The 21,160-nt window shown below is 41.9% G+C and carries 22 protein-coding genes and 1 pseudogene; all 23 read right to left on the minus strand.

Features of this window, described 5'->3' with window-relative positions; all coding sequences use genetic code 11:
* Positions 1–5: 5 nt before the first annotated feature.
* Complete coding sequence (locus A3I7_RS0100140) at positions 6–4,553, minus strand: phage tail spike protein (RefSeq protein ID WP_018374760.1); 4,548 nt, start codon at positions 4,551–4,553, stop codon at positions 6–8.
* Entirely contained in the window at positions 4,553–5,275 is a 723-nt protein-coding gene (locus tag A3I7_RS0100145) for a phage tail protein (RefSeq protein WP_018374761.1), read from the minus strand. Before A3I7_RS0100145 ends, A3I7_RS0100140 begins: the two co-directional genes overlap by 1 nt.
* Entirely contained in the window at positions 5,272–8,130 is a 2,859-nt protein-coding gene (locus A3I7_RS0100150) for a hypothetical protein (protein ID WP_018374762.1), read from the minus strand. The genes A3I7_RS0100145 and A3I7_RS0100150 overlap by 4 nt, the downstream gene beginning before the upstream one ends.
* A gap of 182 nt (positions 8,131–8,312) precedes the next feature.
* Positions 8,313–8,732 carry a hypothetical protein gene (locus tag A3I7_RS0100155; RefSeq protein ID WP_003054982.1) on the minus strand — a complete coding sequence of 140 codons (420 nt, stop codon included), beginning with the start codon at positions 8,730–8,732 and terminating at the stop codon, positions 8,313–8,315.
* Between the two features lie 11 nt (positions 8,733–8,743).
* Positions 8,744–9,313: a major tail protein gene (locus A3I7_RS0100160; RefSeq protein WP_018374763.1), complete on the minus strand. Its 570-nt coding sequence runs from the start codon at positions 9,311–9,313 to the stop codon at positions 8,744–8,746.
* A gap of 1 nt (position 9,314) precedes the next feature.
* On the minus strand, positions 9,315–9,641 hold the full coding sequence (locus tag A3I7_RS0100165) for a hypothetical protein (protein ID WP_018374764.1): 327 nt from the start codon (positions 9,639–9,641) through the stop codon (positions 9,315–9,317).
* A gap of 6 nt (positions 9,642–9,647) precedes the next feature.
* On the minus strand, positions 9,648–10,016 hold the full coding sequence (locus tag A3I7_RS0100170; protein ID WP_018374765.1) for an HK97 gp10 family phage protein: 369 nt from the start codon (positions 10,014–10,016) through the stop codon (positions 9,648–9,650).
* Positions 10,009–10,347, minus strand: a complete 339-nt coding sequence (locus tag A3I7_RS0100175) for a head-tail adaptor protein (RefSeq protein ID WP_018374766.1) — start codon at positions 10,345–10,347, stop codon at positions 10,009–10,011. The genes A3I7_RS0100170 and A3I7_RS0100175 overlap by 8 nt, the downstream gene beginning before the upstream one ends.
* Complete coding sequence (locus tag A3I7_RS0100180) at positions 10,347–10,604, minus strand: head-tail connector protein (protein ID WP_026217052.1); 258 nt, start codon at positions 10,602–10,604, stop codon at positions 10,347–10,349. Before A3I7_RS0100180 ends, A3I7_RS0100175 begins: the two co-directional genes overlap by 1 nt.
* 2 nt (positions 10,605–10,606) lie before the next feature.
* On the minus strand, positions 10,607–11,812 hold the full coding sequence (locus A3I7_RS0100185; protein ID WP_018374768.1) for a phage major capsid protein: 1,206 nt from the start codon (positions 11,810–11,812) through the stop codon (positions 10,607–10,609).
* 18 nt (positions 11,813–11,830) lie between these two features.
* Positions 11,831–12,526, minus strand: a complete 696-nt coding sequence (locus A3I7_RS0100190; protein WP_018374769.1) for a head maturation protease, ClpP-related — start codon at positions 12,524–12,526, stop codon at positions 11,831–11,833.
* On the minus strand, positions 12,519–13,802 hold the full coding sequence (locus A3I7_RS0100195) for a phage portal protein (protein ID WP_018374770.1): 1,284 nt from the start codon (positions 13,800–13,802) through the stop codon (positions 12,519–12,521). Before A3I7_RS0100195 ends, A3I7_RS0100190 begins: the two co-directional genes overlap by 8 nt.
* 140 nt (positions 13,803–13,942) lie before the next feature.
* Complete coding sequence (locus tag A3I7_RS0100200) at positions 13,943–14,314, minus strand: type II toxin-antitoxin system death-on-curing family toxin (RefSeq protein ID WP_018374771.1); 372 nt, start codon at positions 14,312–14,314, stop codon at positions 13,943–13,945.
* The gene (locus A3I7_RS0100205; RefSeq protein ID WP_018374772.1) at positions 14,311–14,568 is read right to left on the minus strand and encodes a type II toxin-antitoxin system Phd/YefM family antitoxin; all 258 of its coding nucleotides are present in this window, start codon (positions 14,566–14,568) and stop codon (positions 14,311–14,313) included. The genes A3I7_RS0100200 and A3I7_RS0100205 overlap by 4 nt, the downstream gene beginning before the upstream one ends.
* A gap of 70 nt (positions 14,569–14,638) precedes the next feature.
* Positions 14,639–16,230 (minus strand): annotated as a pseudogene (locus A3I7_RS12995) (terminase large subunit).
* Positions 16,227–16,700 carry a phage terminase small subunit P27 family gene (locus tag A3I7_RS0100215; RefSeq protein WP_018374773.1) on the minus strand — a complete coding sequence of 158 codons (474 nt, stop codon included), beginning with the start codon at positions 16,698–16,700 and terminating at the stop codon, positions 16,227–16,229. Before A3I7_RS0100215 ends, A3I7_RS12995 begins: the two are co-directional and overlap by 4 nt.
* A gap of 50 nt (positions 16,701–16,750) precedes the next feature.
* A complete protein-coding gene (locus A3I7_RS0100220) occupies positions 16,751–16,969 on the minus strand; it encodes a hypothetical protein (protein ID WP_228381536.1) in 219 nt (72 codons plus the stop codon).
* 13 nt (positions 16,970–16,982) lie between these two features.
* Complete coding sequence (locus A3I7_RS0100225; protein WP_018374775.1) at positions 16,983–17,195, minus strand: DUF4314 domain-containing protein; 213 nt, start codon at positions 17,193–17,195, stop codon at positions 16,983–16,985.
* 1 nt (position 17,196) lies between these two features.
* Positions 17,197–17,445, minus strand: a complete 249-nt coding sequence (locus tag A3I7_RS0100230; RefSeq protein WP_018374776.1) for an Nmad4 family putative nucleotide modification protein — start codon at positions 17,443–17,445, stop codon at positions 17,197–17,199.
* Between the two features lie 93 nt (positions 17,446–17,538).
* On the minus strand, positions 17,539–18,798 hold the full coding sequence (locus A3I7_RS0100235) for a DNA cytosine methyltransferase (RefSeq protein WP_018374777.1): 1,260 nt from the start codon (positions 18,796–18,798) through the stop codon (positions 17,539–17,541).
* Positions 18,795–20,051 carry a site-specific DNA-methyltransferase gene (locus A3I7_RS0100240; protein WP_018374778.1) on the minus strand — a complete coding sequence of 419 codons (1,257 nt, stop codon included), beginning with the start codon at positions 20,049–20,051 and terminating at the stop codon, positions 18,795–18,797. The genes A3I7_RS0100235 and A3I7_RS0100240 overlap by 4 nt, the downstream gene beginning before the upstream one ends.
* A complete protein-coding gene (locus A3I7_RS0100245) occupies positions 20,023–20,484 on the minus strand; it encodes a hypothetical protein (RefSeq protein ID WP_018374779.1) in 462 nt (153 codons plus the stop codon). Before A3I7_RS0100245 ends, A3I7_RS0100240 begins: the two co-directional genes overlap by 29 nt.
* Positions 20,485–20,782: 298 nt before the next feature.
* The gene (locus tag A3I7_RS0100250; protein WP_018374780.1) at positions 20,783–21,148 is read right to left on the minus strand and encodes an HNH endonuclease signature motif containing protein; all 366 of its coding nucleotides are present in this window, start codon (positions 21,146–21,148) and stop codon (positions 20,783–20,785) included.
* Between the last annotated feature and the right edge of the window lie 12 nt (positions 21,149–21,160).

Raw genomic sequence — 21,160 nt, forward strand, 5'->3', positions numbered from 1 at the left:
CTCCTTTATTTAATCGTATCCCATGTCAATATGACGTCACCTCGACCTGTGATGTTTACTAAGTGTTTAAAATTGTGATTGAATTGATGAAGTACGTCTTTCAAGCTGACATAGGTTGTCCCATTTCGATAGATGCGGATATCACCGATATTCAAAATGGAGCTTGGGCGGTCAGAAGCTTTAAATGCATCAATACTCAATCGGTTAGGCAATGTTACAATTTCCCAGCCATCTGGATTGGTATATGGAGCACTAGCTAAACGTACCTTATCGCCCACCACATCAATTTGGTCGGTATCAGTACCGTTCCATGCTCGAATCCCTACAAAGCCACCGTCATTGGCATTCCAGTTGTTCCATCGATTCGAACCGATAATGGTTACACCACAAGGCTTACCGTTTGATGTTCCTGTCTCAAAGGAAACCCATTGGTGAGGGTAACCACTAATCTCACGAGAAATGGATGGAGAGTTTGTAAAGAACTTGATGTTACCAAGTGATAGATTGATTTTCATAGCTCCGTTGATTGCTGACAAAATACCTCCAGAAATTTTGTTGGCTGATAGGGTTACTGACTGCACTTGGGTTATAAAGGCTGATTTGGCAAACAACTGCTTGAGAAAGGCTTCCGTCGCCATAAACTTGGTAAAGAAAGCTTGGTCGACCTTTAACTTATCCGCAGTGATAGCTTCTGCTCCAATTCGAGCTGCAGAGATGATGCCTGACGTAATCTTGCCTGCATCAAGACTGGCAATCTTACCGCTCGCTATCACACCATCTTGGATATAGGTCGTGCCTGTAATTTGAACGAGTTTTCCATCAATTTTGACTGTCCCATCCTTGTTGAGATTGAGCTGACTCAATACTGTTCCTGCACTGGTCAGATTTCGAACCGACCACGATCCTGCAAGTGTTGAAACCTGTGTTTGAATGGCATTTACTGTGGCTGTGGTCGCTCGACTTGTTTCTAGATTTCCGACTCGTGTCACTATCCCATTAGCCGTTTGAACAACCTGACTGATTTGATTGGTGTGATCTCCAATTGTTCGAGTATGACTACTTACAGTATCCCGCACTTCATGAAAGGCGGTTACTGTCGTAAAGTCGTCTAATGACGGTGTCCAATAGTCTGGAAAGATATCACCAGTTGATATCATTAAAGCTCTTACATGGAACTTACCAGTTTTAACTCCATCTATTCTGACTTGAAGTTCAAATCCTTTAGAATGTTGGTACATCTCTTGCGTGACGGTAGAGGTTAGTTTGATTAACCGATAATTGTTACCAGTTGTCAGATTGCTGCTCCACTTATTGTAGAAAGGGTGATACAAATTCCAGTTGGTCCATGTCCAAGCATTTTGACTATCCAAAATTGGACCTTGGAGTTTCATAGTACGTGTCGTCACCGCAGGGTCAAATGTAATCTCATCCGCTGAGACATGAACATATAAATGAACTTTTGATCCAACATAGATACCACTACTATCTCCAAATTGAACTCTTCCTAAAGAGGCTATCCAGTTACTATTGGTATTTATCGTCTGATAAGCACTCCATCTGTCTGAAGTACCAGCTATTAAGTTGCGATGCGAAACTGAGGTAGGGATTCTGCTTTCCGTTTGACTGATTCGCTGGGTAAAACTATCATAGGTGGTTCTAACCAAATTCTGCACACTAGTTGTCGTCGCATAGGGCTGGAGAGAACTGCTGGTTAGATAGCCACGACCAGTAATATTGGAATCTACCTGTGACTTGGTTTGGTAACCTTTTGAGTTAATAGCTGATTCAACTTGTGTACTTGTTAGTCGTTGTTCAATTTGCCCAGCCTGTGTACGTATAGTGGATTCTGCACTTGCTACTCGACCAGTCAAGTTATTAAAATCCGTCTTTGCGACTTTCTGTGAAATGGCATCATTGGCAATCCGTAAGTCTGCCTTTGTTTGAGTAATCTGACTTGCATTTGTATTGGCCTTAGCCAGGGCATTGTCAGCGGTTGTTTTGACCCCTTCAAGAACGGTCTTATCAGCCTTAAGCAAAATAGATTGTTGTGTTTGTTGGATGGATGTAGTATGTCCCTCAACTGTTCGTTTCAAGCTATTGAAATCCGTTTGACTAATCTTTGAGGATACATCCGAAACTAATTGTCGAATCTGGGTTTCACTACTTGAAATCCTGCCACTTGCCTCGGTTAATCTTGTAGAAACCTGCTCTACACCAGAAGCTGTTTGAGTGATGAGTGTCCGTTGGGTGTTCAATTCACCAGCAATATCTGCTGGATTTTCTGAATAGCCTGTGTCTAGTGAGGTCTTTGCGACTTTCAATCCTGCCACATAGAATTTATTGCCATTTGGGATAGTGCTGCCATTGTACTCTGTCCGAAATTGGAGTGATCCATCAGATAAGACATGAACTGTTTTCCAGTAGCGTTTCCAGTCACTGGTGACAGAAATGATATCGTCTGATTCTCTCACTCTTGCGACTGGAGATCGATAAACACTCGAACCAGTCCAAATCGCTGAAACTTTGATGGAAGAAAGTGGCTGATTCGCTTTGGCATAAAAGCTAAAAGTAATGACATCTCCTGCTTTCACAACAATATTCTGATGACTTCCGTTAAACCCTGCTTGGGTTGAACGAACAACCAGTCCTCTGAAATTCTCTGTTTCGGTAGACCAGTTGTTTCCTATATGCCAGGCATTTCCTCTATTCGACCAATCACGAGTACCAGTCATCAAATTTAGGCCATCTAGGCTAGTTGGAATTTTCGCATCCACCTGACTGATTTCAGTTGTTATGCGATTACCCAATTGCGTAATAGATGACTCGGCAGTTTCGATTCTCTGTTTTGCTTGGTTAAAATCATTGGTTTTAACACGCTGGGAAATTTGGTCTGCTTGCACTTGAATCATGGATTCTGCACCGGTTACTCGACCAGTCAGACTATCCACCAGTTGCTTACTCGCAAGAAGTTTTATATCCTCCTTGGTTTGCGAGAGACTTGTACTTACAGTAGCCAACTGTCCACTCAACAGTGATTTTGCTACATCAACCAAACGACTAGCTTCAGAGATAGCTTGTGATTTAGCTGTCGCAATTTTTGACTCTGTTTGACTACGCTCCGTTGAAGTCAATCGGTTAGCTTCATTAATGGCATCAAGTTTGGCTTGTTCTGCCCTTCTGAGGGCTTCAGTTGCCCCAGTTTGAGCCTGTTCTGCCTTTTGTTTGGCTTCTGTGGCTAGGTTGGTATTTACCCCAGCCTTTGCCATTAAATCACGAGTTGTGCGTTGCTGCTCCTCTTCCTGTTGCCGCATCTGTTGGTGGATAGAAGAAAGTTCACTATCAATGCTGGACTTTAATCGGTCCGCATAGACCTCCCCACGACTTTGAGCCTGTTCGATAGCGTTATCAATGACTACTTGACGTTTCTCAAATTCCGCATCAAAGGCTCTGTTGGCATTCTCAAGGGCAATTTCAACGGCAACATCCTCACTCCGCCTATTCCCATCAAGGAGATTATTTGCTAGTGTACTTAAGCTACCGCCAGTTTTACCTGTTCCGATACTTGCCTTATCATCAAATGTGATAGAGCGGTAATTCTTAGCTAAAGGATCATAATCATAGGCGATGGCTTTCTTCCTCACATCAATCCCGTGTAGCTTGCTTTTTAAAGTCACTGTATCGCCTAGATGAACCGTTTGACCATCTAACTCAAATGCCTCAATGATGATGGCATCTTTTGGTTTATCAATTCCCTCTAAGCGAAACTTGCTACTAGCCCACTCTATTAACTCTTGACGAGATCTGAGGTTATTATTGGTATAGGTCACCTCATTGATGAAAGGATAGGAGTTTATCAGTGGACTGTCTACTGTGACTTGAAGTTCAGTTTCCCTATCCTGCCCCTCTTGTTTAAACCTTGAAGTGGCATGGATTCGAGTGATAATCTGTGAACTTTCTTTTGTTCTCTGATACTTTTTCAAATTGTAGTGAGTAGAGACGACTACCCCACGGTCTTGTCCTCGCTCACTCTTTATAGTTAGGGCAAGATTATCACGAACCAGTTCCCCCTCCCAAGTTCCAATAATAGAATGTTTGCCATCCAACAGGCTGGAGTATAGCGTCTGTTCCTTATCTGTTGTATAGGTTCTGTTTTTGACAATGTCGCTGGTAAAAGAAAAATCTCCCAATGGAGACTTGCTTGCCATGACCATGCTTGATAGTGCTGTTGCACAGGGTACCTGTTCACACCTAAATGGCGATACCAACCTTGTCATGATGTCATCTGATATGTGATAGGCCACAACTTCAAGACTGGTGTCTCCTTCAATGACTTTCTTTATCCGAAACAATTGGTGTCCCAATACTGGAACTGGACTACGAACGAGGTAGTCCTCTTTTAACTCTCGAAATAGTCCGCTATCTGTGATCGGATAGGTAAAGTTCAAGACAAAATCTCCATTCAATGTTTCTTTGACGCTTGCCTTAATGGTCTCAGGAAGTGGTTTCCCATGCCATTTTGCCGTTCGAACGGTTTTATCTAATAAAGATAGCACTAAGCCCACCCCCAATTCATTTCTATTGTTAATGATGTGATGCCAGCACCTAAGACAACTCCAACAGAGTCATTCCTGCCTGCATCAATGGAGATAAAATCACCAGACCATTTTACAGGCTGACCTCTTTGTGTCTTAAAACTTGGCTGACTAGGATTATTATCCATAATGAGTGTTTCTTGTAATCGCTCCAAGCGGATGACATCATCCCCAATCGTAAAGCTAGTTTCACTAGTTGAGTTGCCGTTTATGGTAATCTTTGGAAAAGCGATGGCTGAACCTTGACATCGCAAAACACCACTGGTTCTAAACACCTGCGAGGTCGTCGTTTTGAACCACTTGGTTGGGTGACAAGAAAAGGTAACCTTAAGCTCATACACCCCCAACTTATCCTTTTGAACTGGAGTATGGTAAACCTTGTAACACCAAAATCGTATAGTCTTGAAACTAGCGTTCTCAAGCCAAAATCCTTCTTTCAAAAATAGCTTCAAAAAGAAAAATAACTGTTCTTCACTAGGTTTAACAAGATAGAGGGTGTAGCTCAGTTCCATGACACTTCTGCGAGGATTGGATTGAAGAACCGCTCCTGACAGGCCTTGGTGTTCTATCAATTGCGTTTTACTTTCGCTTACTGTGATTGAAGGACTATCTTCCACGATTACCTTAAAAGGAAAAGAACTCGTGGATACTCCACCAATGGTTAATGCATTATGTCTAATCATGGTTTCACTCCTCTCAATCCTTGTTGACGTTCTAATTCATATACTAGTTTCTCTCCAACCATCTCCGCAAGTCGATGAAGGTCAGTCTCTTCTCTTACAGTATTTCCAGTAATGGTGATGTGAATGGTTGGCAGGTTGCTTGTCATGGTTTTTGCGATTCCTCGACCAATCGCACCCAAGGTTTGCTCATTCAAAGGCAACACCGCTTCTTTTCCTGCTTCACCACCAACCATCAGGCTATTACCATTCATTCCAAATGCCGTTGGTTTGGTTAAGATACCTCCCTTGGCATACCAATCAATAGAAATTCTTGGAATACCACCCTTCAACCAATCAAGAGGATTAGCAGATCCTGACACCCTAAAGTGAGGGAGGGGAATATGCGGCCAGCGAATTTGGAAGTTGAAGAGATTTTTGATGGCATTAATAGCGTTACTTACGGCATCTCTTGCACCATTGATAGCACTTGAAATGGTATTTTTCACACCGTTCCAAACAGATGAAACCGTATTAGATATACCATTCAAGATGTTGGATATGGTACTTCTGATACCATTCCATATAGTTGATACTGTTGAACCAATCGCAGACAGGACACTGGATATTGTTGATTGAATAGCTGACCAAATGGATGAAATGACAGAACTAATGGCAGATAGTACATTTGAGATGGTATTCTTGATACCTGTCCAAGCAGTTGAGATGTACTGGGTGATGAAATTGAGGGCTAAGGAAATAAGGGACTTGATGCCCTCCCATGCTATCGACAAGACCTGTTTGATGGTTTCCCAAGCGCCAGTCCAATCACCAGTGATAACCTGCATGACTGCCTTGATGATACCAAGTACCACATTGATAGCAGTCTCGACAACAATCTTTATCATCTCCCAAGCGGCTGTGATGATGAGTTTGATATTCTCCCAACTTGCTTGGATGAGCGGTCCAAGAATAGTCATCACCGTTTGAATAACCGTAGTGATGGCATTCCATACCGTGGTTGCAGCATTTAGAATCAATTGCTGGTTTTCAGTCCACCATGTGGTTAACGTTCCCCAGATGGACATGACAAAACTTGTAATCTGCTGGATGATCATGGACAGAAAGGCATAGATACTATTCCAGATTTCCGTCACGGCCGTTCGAAAGCCTTCGTGATTCGTCCAGAGTTCTTTTAACCCAACAATCAGTAAGGTAATGGCAGCTACAATACCAACAATAATCCCCACAATCGGCAAAAATGCCGTTATCATTCCAACAACGGTTGTCCCCATAGCGACTGCCGCAACCTGTAAGCCCAAGAAAACCGGAAGTAACATCCCTACCACGGCTAAAATTCCTGTGAAGATAATGACGACTTCCTTGATGGGACTGGATAAGTTGGTAAACCAAGTCGCTAGTTGACTAACAATGTCTGCCAAACTTTGAAAGACTGGAATAAGCATCTCTAGAATCGGTTGACCGATTGCGGCTAGAGCATTAGTTCCAGACTGTCTTAAGTTACCCAGAACGTTTTCCAGTCCGTCTGATTCCCTTGCAGCTTGCCCCAAGGCTCCCGAGAGTTCATTGCCGTCCTCTACCATTTGAAGGAGGGTTAACTGCTTCTGAGCTTCTGATAGTTCATTGAAGGACTTTCCATAGAGCTTGTTCGCCGCTGCATTACGAGTGGTTTCTGTCGCAGAAATACCTAGAGCTGCGTCATTTTCATAGTTTCCTTTGAGGAAGGACTGTAGGTTTTCGGTGACTTCTTCGATGGATTTGTCGTAAAATGCTGCCCCATCAGCCGCTGCTCTGGTGGCACGAGTGGTCAGATCCAAAGCCTGAGCCGTATCCATTCCAGAGGTTTTGGCAAAGGAAGCCATCTGAGTGAAGGAGCCTTGAAGACGCTCTGGAACAATGTCCATCTCTTCCCCAATCTTATTGAGGGCATCCTTAGCAGCATTCTCCATATCCCCAAATACGGTAGAGAATTGGGCATTACTGGCTTGAAGTTGAGCTGCCGCAGACATGGACTCTGTTCCGACTTCGAAGATTTTCTGAGAGATGTCTGCTAGCTTCTCACTGGTCGCTTGAAGTGCCTCAGCCCGAATGGTGTCAGACATGGCTTTCATGCCATCCTGAGCACCATCGGCAGAGGATTTAGTCTCATCCATCTCGTTGTTCAAGTTATTGAGAGCGGTCTTTGCTTGGTTCAACTCAGCTTCCATCTTATTCGCTTCAATGGAATTCTCACCATATTCACTCTTTGTCAGGGCTAGTTGCTTTTCGAGATTGGAAATCTGTTTAGAAACAATTTCTGACTGTGCTCCAATCTTTTGTTGGGCTATGGCATTGCGTTCTGCTTCGGAACTATTGGATGACAAAGCACTTTCTTGTAACTCAAATTGAGATGTGACCTTGTTCATCTCACTTGCTAACTGCCCCTGCTCCACTTGGAGTTTATCTAATTGTTGAGTCGCTGAACTACTAGCTCGACCGTGATTCTCAAGTGTTGATGACACATCAGCTAACTTAGTTTCATAGGACGTTAGCAACCTTTGAGTAGTTTCCACCTCACGTTGAAAGGCACGGTACTGGTCTGCCCCAATATCCCCAGCCTTAAATTGAGCTTCCACCTGTGATTGGGCTTGACGGAGCGTTGCCAATTTTTCTTTGGTTGTCTCGACTTGTTTTGCCAAGACTTCCTGCTTTTGAGTAAGGAGGGTGACATTGCCTGTATCAAACTTGAGAGCCTTATCAATTTGTCTTAGTTCTTTGGTAGCTTCAGATGCTTGTTTGTTTACACCCTTTAAGGCATCTTGTAAGGGTTGAGTATCGCCACCAATTTCAATCGTAATTCCCTTTATGTTTCCTGCCATAGTCCCTCCTTTCTACCATCAGAAATTATCAAAATCAGCTTGAGTTGCTGGGCGTGTTTGAGAAGTTTCTCGAGTACGCATCTCCACATAGTCCGTTTGGTAGTCAAGTGCCATCCCAATAGAGATATGTTTTAAATCGTCAATAGTCAGACCAGTCTCCTTACAACAGGAGAAATAACTCTCTACTGTGAAGATTTCTTCACTCGCTGTTTCTGTTTCATCTGCTTTTTTCTGGTTGACATCCCTTGGTTCAACATATTCATCAAGACAGGGGCTACTTCCTGCACTGGAAATTCTTCCATCTCCATATAAAAATCCACAAATGGTTTCACTCGTGGATTGGCTGACTTCGCAAAGACCCAAAAGATTCGATGGAAAAATGTCATATCGAAATCAGACAGAATAGAAACATCAATATGATGTGCCTGTAATTCCTCTCCATCTTCTAACTGGTCAAGTTTTGCCAAGATTGCTTGACTATTTACCATCGAGAATAAATCTTGAAAATAATCCTTACCAAACTGCTCTTTATAAGCGATTGGGGTATAGGCATTGGTTGCTAACTCGTAGGTCGTGCCTGCTATGGTAATACTTTCTCTCATTGCCTTCTCCCTTACTTACGAGGCTCAAAAACTGCCTTGAACCAGTTTTCACGAATCTCATCGCTCGTTTCCTCTGTTGTTCGTCGACGTACAACCTTATCAAGTGGGCGAGGACTGGCAGTAAAGGTCAACTCTACCTCATTGATATCTGAACCAGACTTGGTTTTTGAACCAACAGTCGGACGAGATGCGTAACAATAATACAAAACGTGTAATGTTTCTTTTTTATCCCCTTCAAAACGGAACATCAACGCAAAATTTTTCTTTTCGCTGTTTGCGATCTCTGAAATGGTGTTTGTCGTCGCATCCAACTGTTCTCCAAGGACTCGTGTCAAAAATTCCTGCGTTAGAAGGGCAACTTTTAGTGTTCCCTCATAGCCATCATTTGACTCTGTTGTATAAAAATTGATATTGTCTGCCTTATAAGAACCCTTATCTCCTGTTGGTTCAAGGGTTAATTCTGCAGCACCACGAAGTCGTTCTACATTGCCGTATGTCAACGTACCATCAGAACCTTCGCTTGTAACTTCTGCCCAATGGACATCTTGTAGTCCAAAGGTGACCTTATTCTTTTCAGCCATATTATCCTCCATGTAATGTGATGTAATAGGTTATTTGGTAGAGTTTCTCTGATGAGATATAGGTCTCTACTTTTTCAAAATAAATAAGGTGGCTGTCAAATAATGACTCCACCTTTTGTTCAATTGCTAAATCTTTCTTAGTGGTATAGAGTTCCACTAGCAGGTTAGTCTGCTTATGATAAGACCAATTGTCTGCACCATGATTTTCTGAATCAGTCACCAAATAAACTAGATACGGTGGTCTTGGACGACTCCCTTCTTCAAAATGATGGTAGGCAAGAGGAAACTGTAATTCTTTGAGAATGGCGTACAATTCGCTCAGTAACATGTCCTATCACACTCGCTTTCTCAGCTTTTCTTCTAAGGATTGTATCGCTTGTTTCTCAACGGGAGCGATATGCTTTATACCCTCAACTCGCCCACCAGAGCTTTTGGCATGACCATTTTCTAAGAGATGTGTCAGACCTGGCGTTCGATTATGAATGGTCTTGGTTAGTCCTGTACTGGTATCAATCGTCGCTTTACTCTTCCACCCTTTGGCATAAGAACCACTCTTTCTAGGTGACGTTGCTTTCAAGGTTACGATGGATTCCTGGGTGACTTCCTCTACAACTTCACGCATCACCTCTGTTGTATCCTCTACAAATTCCGCCAGCTCATTTGCGATGGCAGATTCTAGTGCATCCAGTCCAATTTTAGTCATAACTCTCCTCCTTAATGGCAACGATGTAAATCAGTTGCCTTGGCACTGTATCTCCATCAATCGACTCAATCTCATAGGTTTGACCTCGAAATTGAATGTGAGTCGTTAAGGAATGAAGTCCAAGAATCGCCTTTTCATACCTGAGGGTGAACTGGACTTTCTCTTGTTCCAGTTTTGTCACACTCCCATCCCTTTCGGTCAAGGTGAGTGGACGACAAGAACACCATCGTTCAAATAAAGCTATCCAGGTCGAAGTTTCATTGCCAATCTCATCTTGAACAATCTGTCGAACATGAAATGACAATCGTTCCCTCAAAGGTGCAATCTTCATCAGAACACATCCTTTCGTTCAGCCAACAACAAGTGATAAAGCGTTTCTTTCAACTCCTTATGATTTGCATCTTCTCTATGTTCATAAAGATAGGCAACCCCATATAGGATTGCCGTCTTTAGAACTTCTGAATAAATTGATTGACGCAAAATATCTTCACAGAGTTGTTGACTGGTTTCGAGCAACTGCTCAATCAGTCCATCCTCATCATCGTGTTCCACTTTGAGATACTGTTTTGCTTCTGCTAAACTAACCATCATTACTTAGCCTTCACAGTTAGTGTCTTAACGGCTTCAGGTAGGACTAACTTACCATCCACACGTTGTGAAGCAAGAAAACCAATCTGTCCATTATTGGCATAGAGTTCATTCAGACGTTTGAAGGTACGTCCCTGACGATCCGCAATCCAATAATAAGAGAAATCACCAAACGCAATGGCTTTATTTCCTGCTTCAGGTAGTGGAGCAAATGTCGATGTGTAGTATGGACGATTTAAAATCAGATCTGGTTGTCCAGCTTGAGTGGATGGCTGCCAAATGTAATTACCATTGTTGTCCTTGAGTTTACGGATAGCTTTGACAGTCGTATCATGTAAAATCCAAACAGCATTCTTACGATACGGTGCTGGTAGAGAATGATACAGTTCAATCATATCGTCAAAGGTAATATCCTTTGTAGCAGTCGTTGGACCTGTAACTTCTGCCTGAGTAAAGATACCAGTTGGTTTCTTAGAACCATCACCAATCAAGAATGCTTTTTCTTCTTCCGTTCCAATGCGACGAGCAAATTCAGCTGTCATATAGGATTCAAGGTCAAAGACTGAATCGTTAAGCAACTCTTCTGAAATACGAATGGCAGTCCCAATCTTATGAGAGTCTAGTGTCACCTGACCAAAGGTTTCTTCTGTTTCAGGATAAAGACCATTTTCATCCATCCATGATGCTGAACCATGTCCAGTCACAACAGGAATCTTACGCTCACCACTAGATGTTTTGATAACAGTCGCAAGGCTACGGAAGAAATTCTCTTCTTGTAATCCTTGAACCAGTTTCTTCTCATATTCATCAGGGACAAGGTGACCACCTTCGGTATCTTCTCCTACTCGAAGGACATCCTTGACATCAAAGAAGTGACGTTTTCGGACACTTGTCCAAAATGTCTTGGCATAGCTATCTGAAGCTACACCTTTCTTTTCCTCTTCAGTAGACTTATCATTCAAAACTGTAGTGGGCTGCCCAATTAGAGCCTGTGATGCTGGTTGAGAAAGTTCAAGGTCAATCTTTTCTTGACGCTCCAACCGAGCAATCTCTTGATTGTAGAGGTTGATTTTTGCTTCCATTTCATCATAGCGTTTGGAATCTTCCTCTGATACCAGTCCGTCTTCTGAACGAACAGAGTCAAGGAAGGTTTTTGCTTGTTGCCAAGCTTGGTTACGTTTTTCTTTCAATTCAAGTAATTTAGACATGAGTTCATATTCCTTTCGTTAATTGAGCAAATTCAATCGTTTTTCCAACTGATTGATAGGGATTGTTTTCTTTGGTTGTTGGACTTCAAGTTTCGCCTGCATTTTTACAAGTAAATCTTGTTGGACAGCTTTTCGACTGAAAGAATAACTCTCAGTATCCATTCCTTGTTTATCTTGTTTGTCAAAGAGAATCTTGTCCGCAAAGCCTAGTTCAACAGCCTTTTTGGCATTGAACCAAGACTCTGAGTCCATGAGGTGCGAGAGTTTGGTTCTTGAAAGTCCTGTTCTTAGTTCATAGGCATTGATGATGGATTCCTTAATTTCTCCCAACATTTCAATAACCTTCTGCATGTCCTTGGCTTCACCTTGTGCCACAGTCCAAGGGTTGTGAATCATCATCATGGCAACTGGACTCATAGAAACCGTTGTACCTGCCATGGCAATGACACTAGCAGCACTTGCGGCTAATCCATCAATCACTACATGGACATCACCTTTGTAATCCATCAGCATGTTATAGATTTGTGCAGCCGCAAAAACATCACCCCCCGGACTATTAATCCAGAGGGTGATGTCTCCGTTTCCTGCATGTAAATCATTTTTAAATACTTGTGGCGTGACTTCATCGCCAAACCACGTCTCTTCAGCAATCTGTCCTTCAATACGAAGTGTTCGACCACTATCATCTTCTGTAAAATTCCAAAACTTATGCATCTATATCCTCCTCAGATTGAGTTTCTTGTTCTACTGGTCCTTGTTTCATAAAGCCACCCGCATCCTTCAGTTTCGTCATGTTTCCATTTATCAAGTAGAGATTGCCTCCTTCCTCATCTGAAAGGAGATTCAAGTCCTCAAGTTCACGAATATCATTCGTCGACAGCCAGCCATTTTGTCTACCAATCGCATAGCCGTTCATCCGACTCTGATAATCGCCACGAAGAAGACCATCTACATTGAACTTCACAAAGTAGGTTTTCTTTTCCTCAGGTAAAAAAAGAGACCTCTTGAAAGCCTGTTCGAGACGAACTACCCAAGGGTCTAAGGTATATTTAACAAATTCTAGAGATTGTTGCTCAATGTTTGAAAATGAGGATTTCTCCAAGTCGCCAACCATATGAGGTGGAATGCGGTAGAGCCTTGCAATTTCATTGATTTGGAATTTTCTAGTTTGGAGAAACTGGGCTTCTTCTGGAGGAATACCTACTTGAGTGTATTTCATCCCTTCCTCTAGCACTGCCACTTTATGGGCATTTGTTACCCCATTGTAGACTGCATTCCATGAATCTCTCACTCGTTTGGGATCTTTGAGAATGCCTGGGTGTTCCAAAACGCCACCAGGATTTGCACCATTTTTAAAGAATGATGCCCCATAGTTTTCCGTTGCCAAGGTCATACCGATAGCATTTTTAGCAAGAGCAATTGGAGAATAACCTATCAAGCCATCAAAACCCAGACCAGGTACATGAAGAACATCTTCTGCTCTCAAGATAGCATTACCCTTTTCCTTAAAGTTAGGATTTTCTTCTGACTGACGCTTGTATTTGTAATAGAGCTTTCCACTATCATCACGATGAACAGACATCTTATCTGGTAAAAGTGGGTAAAGACTGATAACCTGTCCACTCCTATCTCGGATAATCTGGACATAGGCATTGCCCCATATCAGTAGATGGGTCATCAAGGTTTCTCTAAAAACAAAGGATGACATCTCAGGGTTAGGTTCATCATGTAAGAGAAAATAAAGGGGATGTTCCACCTTCTTCTCCTTTCCAGTTGCCATTCTCTCATATACATGAATGGGTAATGAAGCAACTGCTTCAGCTAAGATACGGACACAAGCATACACAGCTGTCGTCTGCATAGCTTTAAACTCATCTACGTTCTCCCCACTGGTCGTTCGTCCAAACAGATATGAGAAGTCCTGACCTTCATAACTATTTCGTGGTTTATCTCTAGCACGCTTACGTCCCAGAAAATCTAGTAGTCCCATAGTTCCCCCTTTTGAGTACGAAAAAAGCACCTCAATTGAAGTGCTTTTCGATTATTCTTAGATGGTTTTCATCTCTCCTTCTTCAAGAAGATACCATGTTCTATCACTTTCTTGAAGTTATATCCTCAATAAGAAAAGTTTTAATGATTCCGAATGTATTCTAAAATTGCATCATAATCTAATTCTGATGAAGCTACTCCAAGTCCTAGCTTCACTACTTCATCATCAGTCTGATTTAATATAATGCCATTTAATTCTAGGAAAATAATCATGACAAAAACTCCAATTCGCTTGTTCCCATCAAGGAAGGCATGATTATTAACTAGCGAATAACAAAGTCTAGCAGCCTTTTCTTCAATACTTGGATACTTCTCAACACCAAAATAAGTACTAAAAGCTGAAGATAGTGAAGATTCTATTAAACCAACATCCCTAACACCATCTAAACCCCCAGTAGCTTGAATTAACCTAGTGTGTAATTCAATAACCTGTTCAACAGTTAATACTTTCATTTTGCCAATTCCTTAAATGCATCAAGATGGCGTGATAAAACCGAAGTCGCAACTTCATCCAAAGTTGATTGTTCAACAACCGTAGGGGTTGCCTGTTCCTCTTTAATTAGACTCTGATAGTCCACTAATACATACTTTGGTGTGTTATTTTTCAATATTACTGCAGTACCATTCGTATCGACCATACGAGCTACCTTAGAAAAGTTTTGATTTGCTTCAGAAATAGAGACTAAGTTTTCAATATTGATTTGCATGGTAATATCCTCCTTTTCTCTATTCTACCACTTTTTAGGATATATTCAACCTATTTAGGTAGTTTTCATCCTAAAAGCTTAATATACCACGTTCATCATACACACTTCCTTCATCGGTTTGATGACGAATACAACGGTCCAGTCCCATAATGAGTGCTACGATACCGTCAATTTTCTCAACTGACTTTTCCTTATCAGGCTTGATATTGCCAGCTGGGTCTTGCCTCATGACTACGTTTTGTCCCATCCATTTCAGAACTGGATGGCCACCATGTTGAATCTTACCTTCCATCATAAGTTTGTAGAGTTCCTTAGACGGTGGACTCATGTCTTTATAACCTTGACCGAAAGGCACCAAGGTCAAACCCATCTCTTCTAGATTCTGAACCATCTGTGTCGCATTCAACGGTCATAGGCTATTTCCTTGATATGATAGATTTCCGATAAGTCTTCAATAAATTTTTCGATAAAACCATAGTGAACAACATTACCCTCTGTAGTTTTGATATAGCCCTGACGCTCCCAAACATCATACAGAACATGGTCACGACGACATCTGAGTTCCAAGGTATCTTCTGGTAACCAAAAGAAAGGTAAGATAATGTAGTTCTCCTCACTATTCCGTGGCGGAAAGACTAAGACTAAGGCTGTAATGTCAGATGTGCTCGATAAGTCAAGCCCTGCGTAACAATCACGACCTTTAAGAGCTACATAGTCAATTGGGGCATTGCCTTTCGCATAAACATGTTCTGGAATCCAAGCAACACTTGAACTTGTCCACATATTTAGACGGAGCTGCTTAAAGACATTCTCTTCAGCTGGGTTATCAAGTGCCTGTTCGTAGGCTTCTCTAACACGGTCAATCCCAATAGTATGCCCTAGTGAAGGGTTGACTCTTCTCCAGTTCGCTTCATCATTCCAATCATCTTCATCGGATAATCCATAAACCACTGGATAGAATGAAGTGTCCTTCTTTCTACCATTCAAAATATCCAATGCTTTAGTATGCAATTCATAACAGATGGAGTTCCTATCTGTTCCAGCTGTCGTGATAATAAAAAAGAGGGGTTGTTCCCTTGCATCTCCTGACCCTTTGGTCAATACATCATACAAATGGCGATTAGGCTGAGCGTGGATTTCATCAAAGACCAAGCCAGATACGTTTAGTCCATGCTTTGTCCCAGTCTCTGCAGAAAGAACTTGGTAAAACCCAGCATTAGAATAATTGACAATACGCTTGGTAGCACCCATTATCTTAGAACGCTTTTCCAAGGGGCGACTCATCTGCACCATCTGTTTGGCCACATCAAATACGATTGATGCTTGGTTTCGGTCACAAGCCGCACCATAAACTTCCGCACTGGCTTCATTATCCGCATATAGTAGATAAAGAGCGATAGCCGCTGCTAGCTCAGACTTACCATTCTTCTTTGGAATTTCTATATAGGCTGTTAAGAACTGACGGTTACCATCCTCCTTGACAATTCCAAATAGGTCACGGACAATCTGTTCCTGCCACGGCAACAAATCAAATCGCTTTCCTGCCCACTTGCCTTTGGTATGGGAGAGGTTATTGATAAATGTTACTGCCCTATCAGCCTTTACCTTATCATAGTGTGAGGTTGGAAGCATGAATGGACTTGGTTCATAATGATAGCTCATAAAATTCCTCCTAACAAATCTTCCATTTCATCACCAGTACCAACTTCCGAATCCATCGTCGCTAAACGGTTACGTGCTGATGGTGTTAAACCAAACTGTTCACAGAATTTAAGCATGATTTTGAGATTAGTCTGGCTGATAGAGACTTGAGGGACTTGTTGGAGATAGCCATTCGGGGTTTTGATAATGGAGCCATGCTTGGTAAGAAACTCTTCCGCCTCTTTCCAGCGTGCGTAAGCTTGACAATATCCTGCAAATGCAGTCATGTCCATTTCGGTTAAAATTCCCATTTGTTCGAGAATTTTTCCCATCCGTTTCCACTCCTTCTTTGCATCATCTTCAAGCCACTGTGGGCAACGTGGGGCTTTTTGTTTGGGTTTGACTTCATTCGTAGGAAGTGGTCGCTTACCAGGATTTCCCTCAAGTATTTTCATATTCGTAGGCTTTGGTTTTCGCCCCCTGATTGCCACAATCTCACCTCCTTTAGAGTAAGAAAAAAGAACTCAATTCGAGTTCATTCTTAAAGTTCATTAAAGTTATCAAGAACAGCCTGACAGACAGTTCTGTCAATATCGTCCATGTTATCTATTTCGTTCCCATATCTATATTGGTAGATATATTCACCATCACGTTTTATTGTCAGAATTCTAATCCAAGCACCGTCTATATTTCTCGGGTCTGTTGTATCTTCACGGAGAAATTCACAAACGTAATGCCTATCACCAACCGTTCGAGTCATTATTTCCCACATCTTACTTTACCTTTTCCACGATATCTATTCCATATAAAACATTCAGGCAACTGCCATTTTCCCACTTAACTAAGAGTGAACCAATGTCATCCACTCCAATAACTGTACCAATTGTTCCTTTAGGAACTGGATGTGGATCATCCATTTTTACTAATCTAACCTTTGTACCAACCGGATAGATTGTCTTTAGGTTATTGAAAATTTTTGAGTCCATGTTATTCTCCAAACATATCGAATGCCCACTTGACAGCGTGACCAAGATCCGTAACAATTATTGATTCCTTGTATATGCGGTTAAGTCGGCATTCAAATAATTCAAATTCTTCAAGGCTATCAACGATTTCGTAAATCTCAACTACTGTTTCTTTGTTTCCTTTGGATGCAACGATAACCCATTCCTTGTAAGGAATGATACTTGCAGTTGTTGGGTAGGTTTCATAGAGTTTTTCAAGTGTTGTTGTCATGGTTTTGTTCTCCTCTTCTTTTGTTGTGTACATATTAACTCTAAAGGAGACTTATATCCAGTCATTTATAGATTATTTTGAAGGTATTTTCGACTATTTTTCACTTGCTAGAATGGCACATCCAATGGCATAGACAACTGTTACCGTCACTCCATTTCCAGCTTGTTTATACAGTTGGGCATCGGAGTTTACTGCTTGGGCTTTCTCGAACAAATCATCCGAAAATCCTTGTAGTCGAAAACATTCTCGAGGGGTTAATCGTCTGATTTTTACAACTCGATCATTCCAAACCACAGCACCCATTTGACCACCGCATGATAGGTTATGGGCGATTCCTTTCCCAACTCTTGCTCGTCTAGTTGGAGAGTTGGGATAGGATATATCCACGGAATCTCCTACCTCAGCAACTTGATAACCTTGCTTTGTACCATTTCTGACCTTGATACCTTCAAGAACGCCATGGCGGTCTTGAGAGGTCAATGTGAACATTGGCTCATCCTGTTCCTTGAGCCTACGTCCATTTTGACGCTTATTGATTCGATTGGGTGTCAGAATAGGTTGAATTTCGAGTACTCCAGAATTCATAGCCGTCCGCTTTGTAGCTCCAGCAGTATATCGTGCAGTGATACAACGTGCCTCATCTGTCAACTTTGGTTCTGTCAAAGATTGGTCAATCAAATAAAGACCAGTCTTAGCTCCCAGTCCACCACCCGCACCAACAAGGGTTGTGGCAATTCCACTAGGGTCGTAGACACGATAGCTTTGCATACCACCTACAAGTTGCTTAAGATGGCTACCGCTTTCTCCGCTGATAGGTAGTACTTTTCGTCGACCTCTACTTCTAAGATGTCCGATAGTGTAGATGCGTTCTCGATTTTGGGGAACTCCGTAGTCTTTTGAATTGAACACTTGCCACTCAAGGTCGTACCCTGCTTCATCCAGGATAGAGAGATAGTCGAGATAATCTCGTCCCCCGCCACTTGATAAAAGTCCCTTAACATTTTCAAGGAGTATCCACTCGGGTTTATCTTCTTCCTCTTGGCTTTGGATGATGTCAACAAATGTAAAAAAGAGTCCACTTCGTTCACCGTATAGGCCTGCTCGCTTTCCTGCGATAGACACATTTTGACAAGGGCTTCCCGCACACCAGAGATCTGCTTTTGGAAGTTGTGTTGGGTCAATGCTTGTGATGTCGTCATGAAACCATTCTCCTTTCGTGTCGTACATTGCTTCATAAGATTTTCTTGCAAATTTATCCTTTTCACAGTAACCGATACATTTGAAACCAGCTAATTCCAAACCACGACGAAAACCACCCACTCCTGCAAAGAAATCAAGAAAGGTTAGGCTCATACCGTCCCCTCCATCATTGAATAGGCTTCATCAAAGGTCAAAGTCTGTCCATCACGCAACACCGTCACGTTATGATTTCCTGTTGACTCTATATAACGTTTGACAATGACATCCACAAACTTCACATCCAACTCAATGCCGTAACAAACCCTTCCAGTTTGGTCTGCGGCCATTAGGGTCGAACCAGAACCAAGGAATGGATCAAGAACAATTGTCCCACGCATGGATGAGTTTTGAATAGGATAGGCCATGAGCGGAATTGGTTTCATTGTTGGGTGGTCTTTACTAGATATTGGACGGTCATATTCCCAAATGGTTGTTTGTTTACGGTCACTGAACCATTGATGTTTTCCCTTTTGTTTCCAGCCAAAGAGACATGGTTCATGTTGCCACTGGTAGGGACTACGTCCAAGCACTAATGAGTTCTTCTTCCAAATGCAGCACCCACTGAGATAAAAACCAGCATCCTTAAATGCCTTACGGAAGTTCAATCCTTCTGTATCCGCATGGAATACATAGATAGAGGCATCAGATTCTATATGTTTTTCTACCTGAGTGAACATGTCAAAAAGAAACTGGTAAAATTCACTATCTGGCATATTATCATTGAGAATCTTTCCAGCTGTTTCTTCCACGTCAACATTATAGGGAGGATCTGTCACAACCAAATTTGCCTTTTTATCACCTAACAGTTGGCCATATGTTTTGGCTTTTGTAGAGTCTCCACAAATCACTCGATGTTTACCAAGTTGCCAAATGTCCCCTCGTTTTGAAAAGGTGGGTTTATTTAATTCCTCTTCTACATCAAAGTCATCATCTGATAGGTCTTTATCATGGACATTTGATAGGATGTCATCAATTTCTGGTGGTTCAAAACCAGTCAGGTCGAGATTGAAATCCGATTCCTGTAAATCCAAAAGCAAGTCCGCCAAAAGCTGGTCATCCCATTGACCTGTGATTTTGTTAAGGGCAATGTTCAGTGCCTTTTCATCTTCCTTGGATAAATTGACAATGACACATTTGGCAGTTTCATAGTCTAAGTCCTTCAATACAGTTAATCGTTGATGGCCACCAATTACCGTCAAGTCTTTATTGACGATGATGGGGTCAACGTAACCAAACTTGAGTAGGCTTTGCTTAATCTTTTCATACTCCTTGTCACCCTTTTTGAGTTTTTTTCGAGGATTGTAGGAGGCTGGGTGTAGTTCAGATAATCGAATCTCTCTAATTTCCATTGTTGGTTGACTTGTCATTGGTTTCTCCTTTATAAAAGCGTGATTGGATGTAACACGAATGGCTACAAAATTTTCTATTTGGATTGGCATAAGATAAAAATGACCTGCCACATTGCTGGCAAGTCAAATCTTCATATGCGGTTTTTGATTTATCGTGTTCGTTAGAATGTGTTGTCCACCAAACCTTACGACACTTATCCGAACAGAACTTCTTTGGTCTTCCTATTTTATGAATTTTCAGTGCTTGATAACACTGGGGGCAACGGAGTCCGTCATTCTGGTCGGCTTTTGCCATCTGCTTTGTCGCCGCTCCATGACCAAGCAATGCTGGATTTCGTTTACAGTATTTTTTAACAGAATCTCTAGATAGTCCTGTAGCCTTACCGATTAAGCCATAGCCAAGACCTTCTGCTCGCATTTTCCAGATTTGTTTGCGTTGACTTTCGTCCATTTGTTTTCCTTTCCAGCAAAAAAGGACTAAAAACAACTATTTTCTACATTGTTTCTAGCCTTTTTCACTATTTTATTACCAAAATGACATACTAGGGAACGCTACATCCCCACATTAGAAACGTGATAACGGTGGGAACGAACGTAATAATTGAGCGATTTAAATGTACCCGCTTGCGAATTTTGCGAAATTGCACGTTTGAGGGGGCGTCGGTCTTAGTCTCCCAAGGGTTTAGAGATTTCATCCCCCCTCCCCCATATGGTTAAAAATTGGATACTTTTGTAACGAAACTCCAAGACTAAAATCGATACGTATACTCCACATATCGGTCAGTCGTCTTGGTCTTCCTGTCATGACAAGACTTACAAAGTGCTTGCCAGTTGGTTTGATTCCAAAAGAGTTCTTGGTCACCTCTGTGGGGTGTGATATGGTCAACCACTATTGCCTTGGTCAATCGACCTTTGACTTTACATTGAACACAGAGTGGATGAACTTTTAAGTAACGAAGTCGTGCTTTATTCCACTGGGCATTGTATCCTTTGGCTCTGGTTGACTTGGTATCCAGTTGGTAGTTTGCTTTATGGTTCTCACAATACTTCTGTCCATAAGGTACTAGGTTAGGACAACCATTTTGTTTACAAGGTGTGCTTGGTCTTCTTGGCATTTTCCCTCCAAA

It is taken from the genome of Streptococcus orisratti DSM 15617 (assembly GCF_000380105.1).
Lineage (GTDB): Bacteria > Bacillota > Bacilli > Lactobacillales > Streptococcaceae > Streptococcus > Streptococcus orisratti.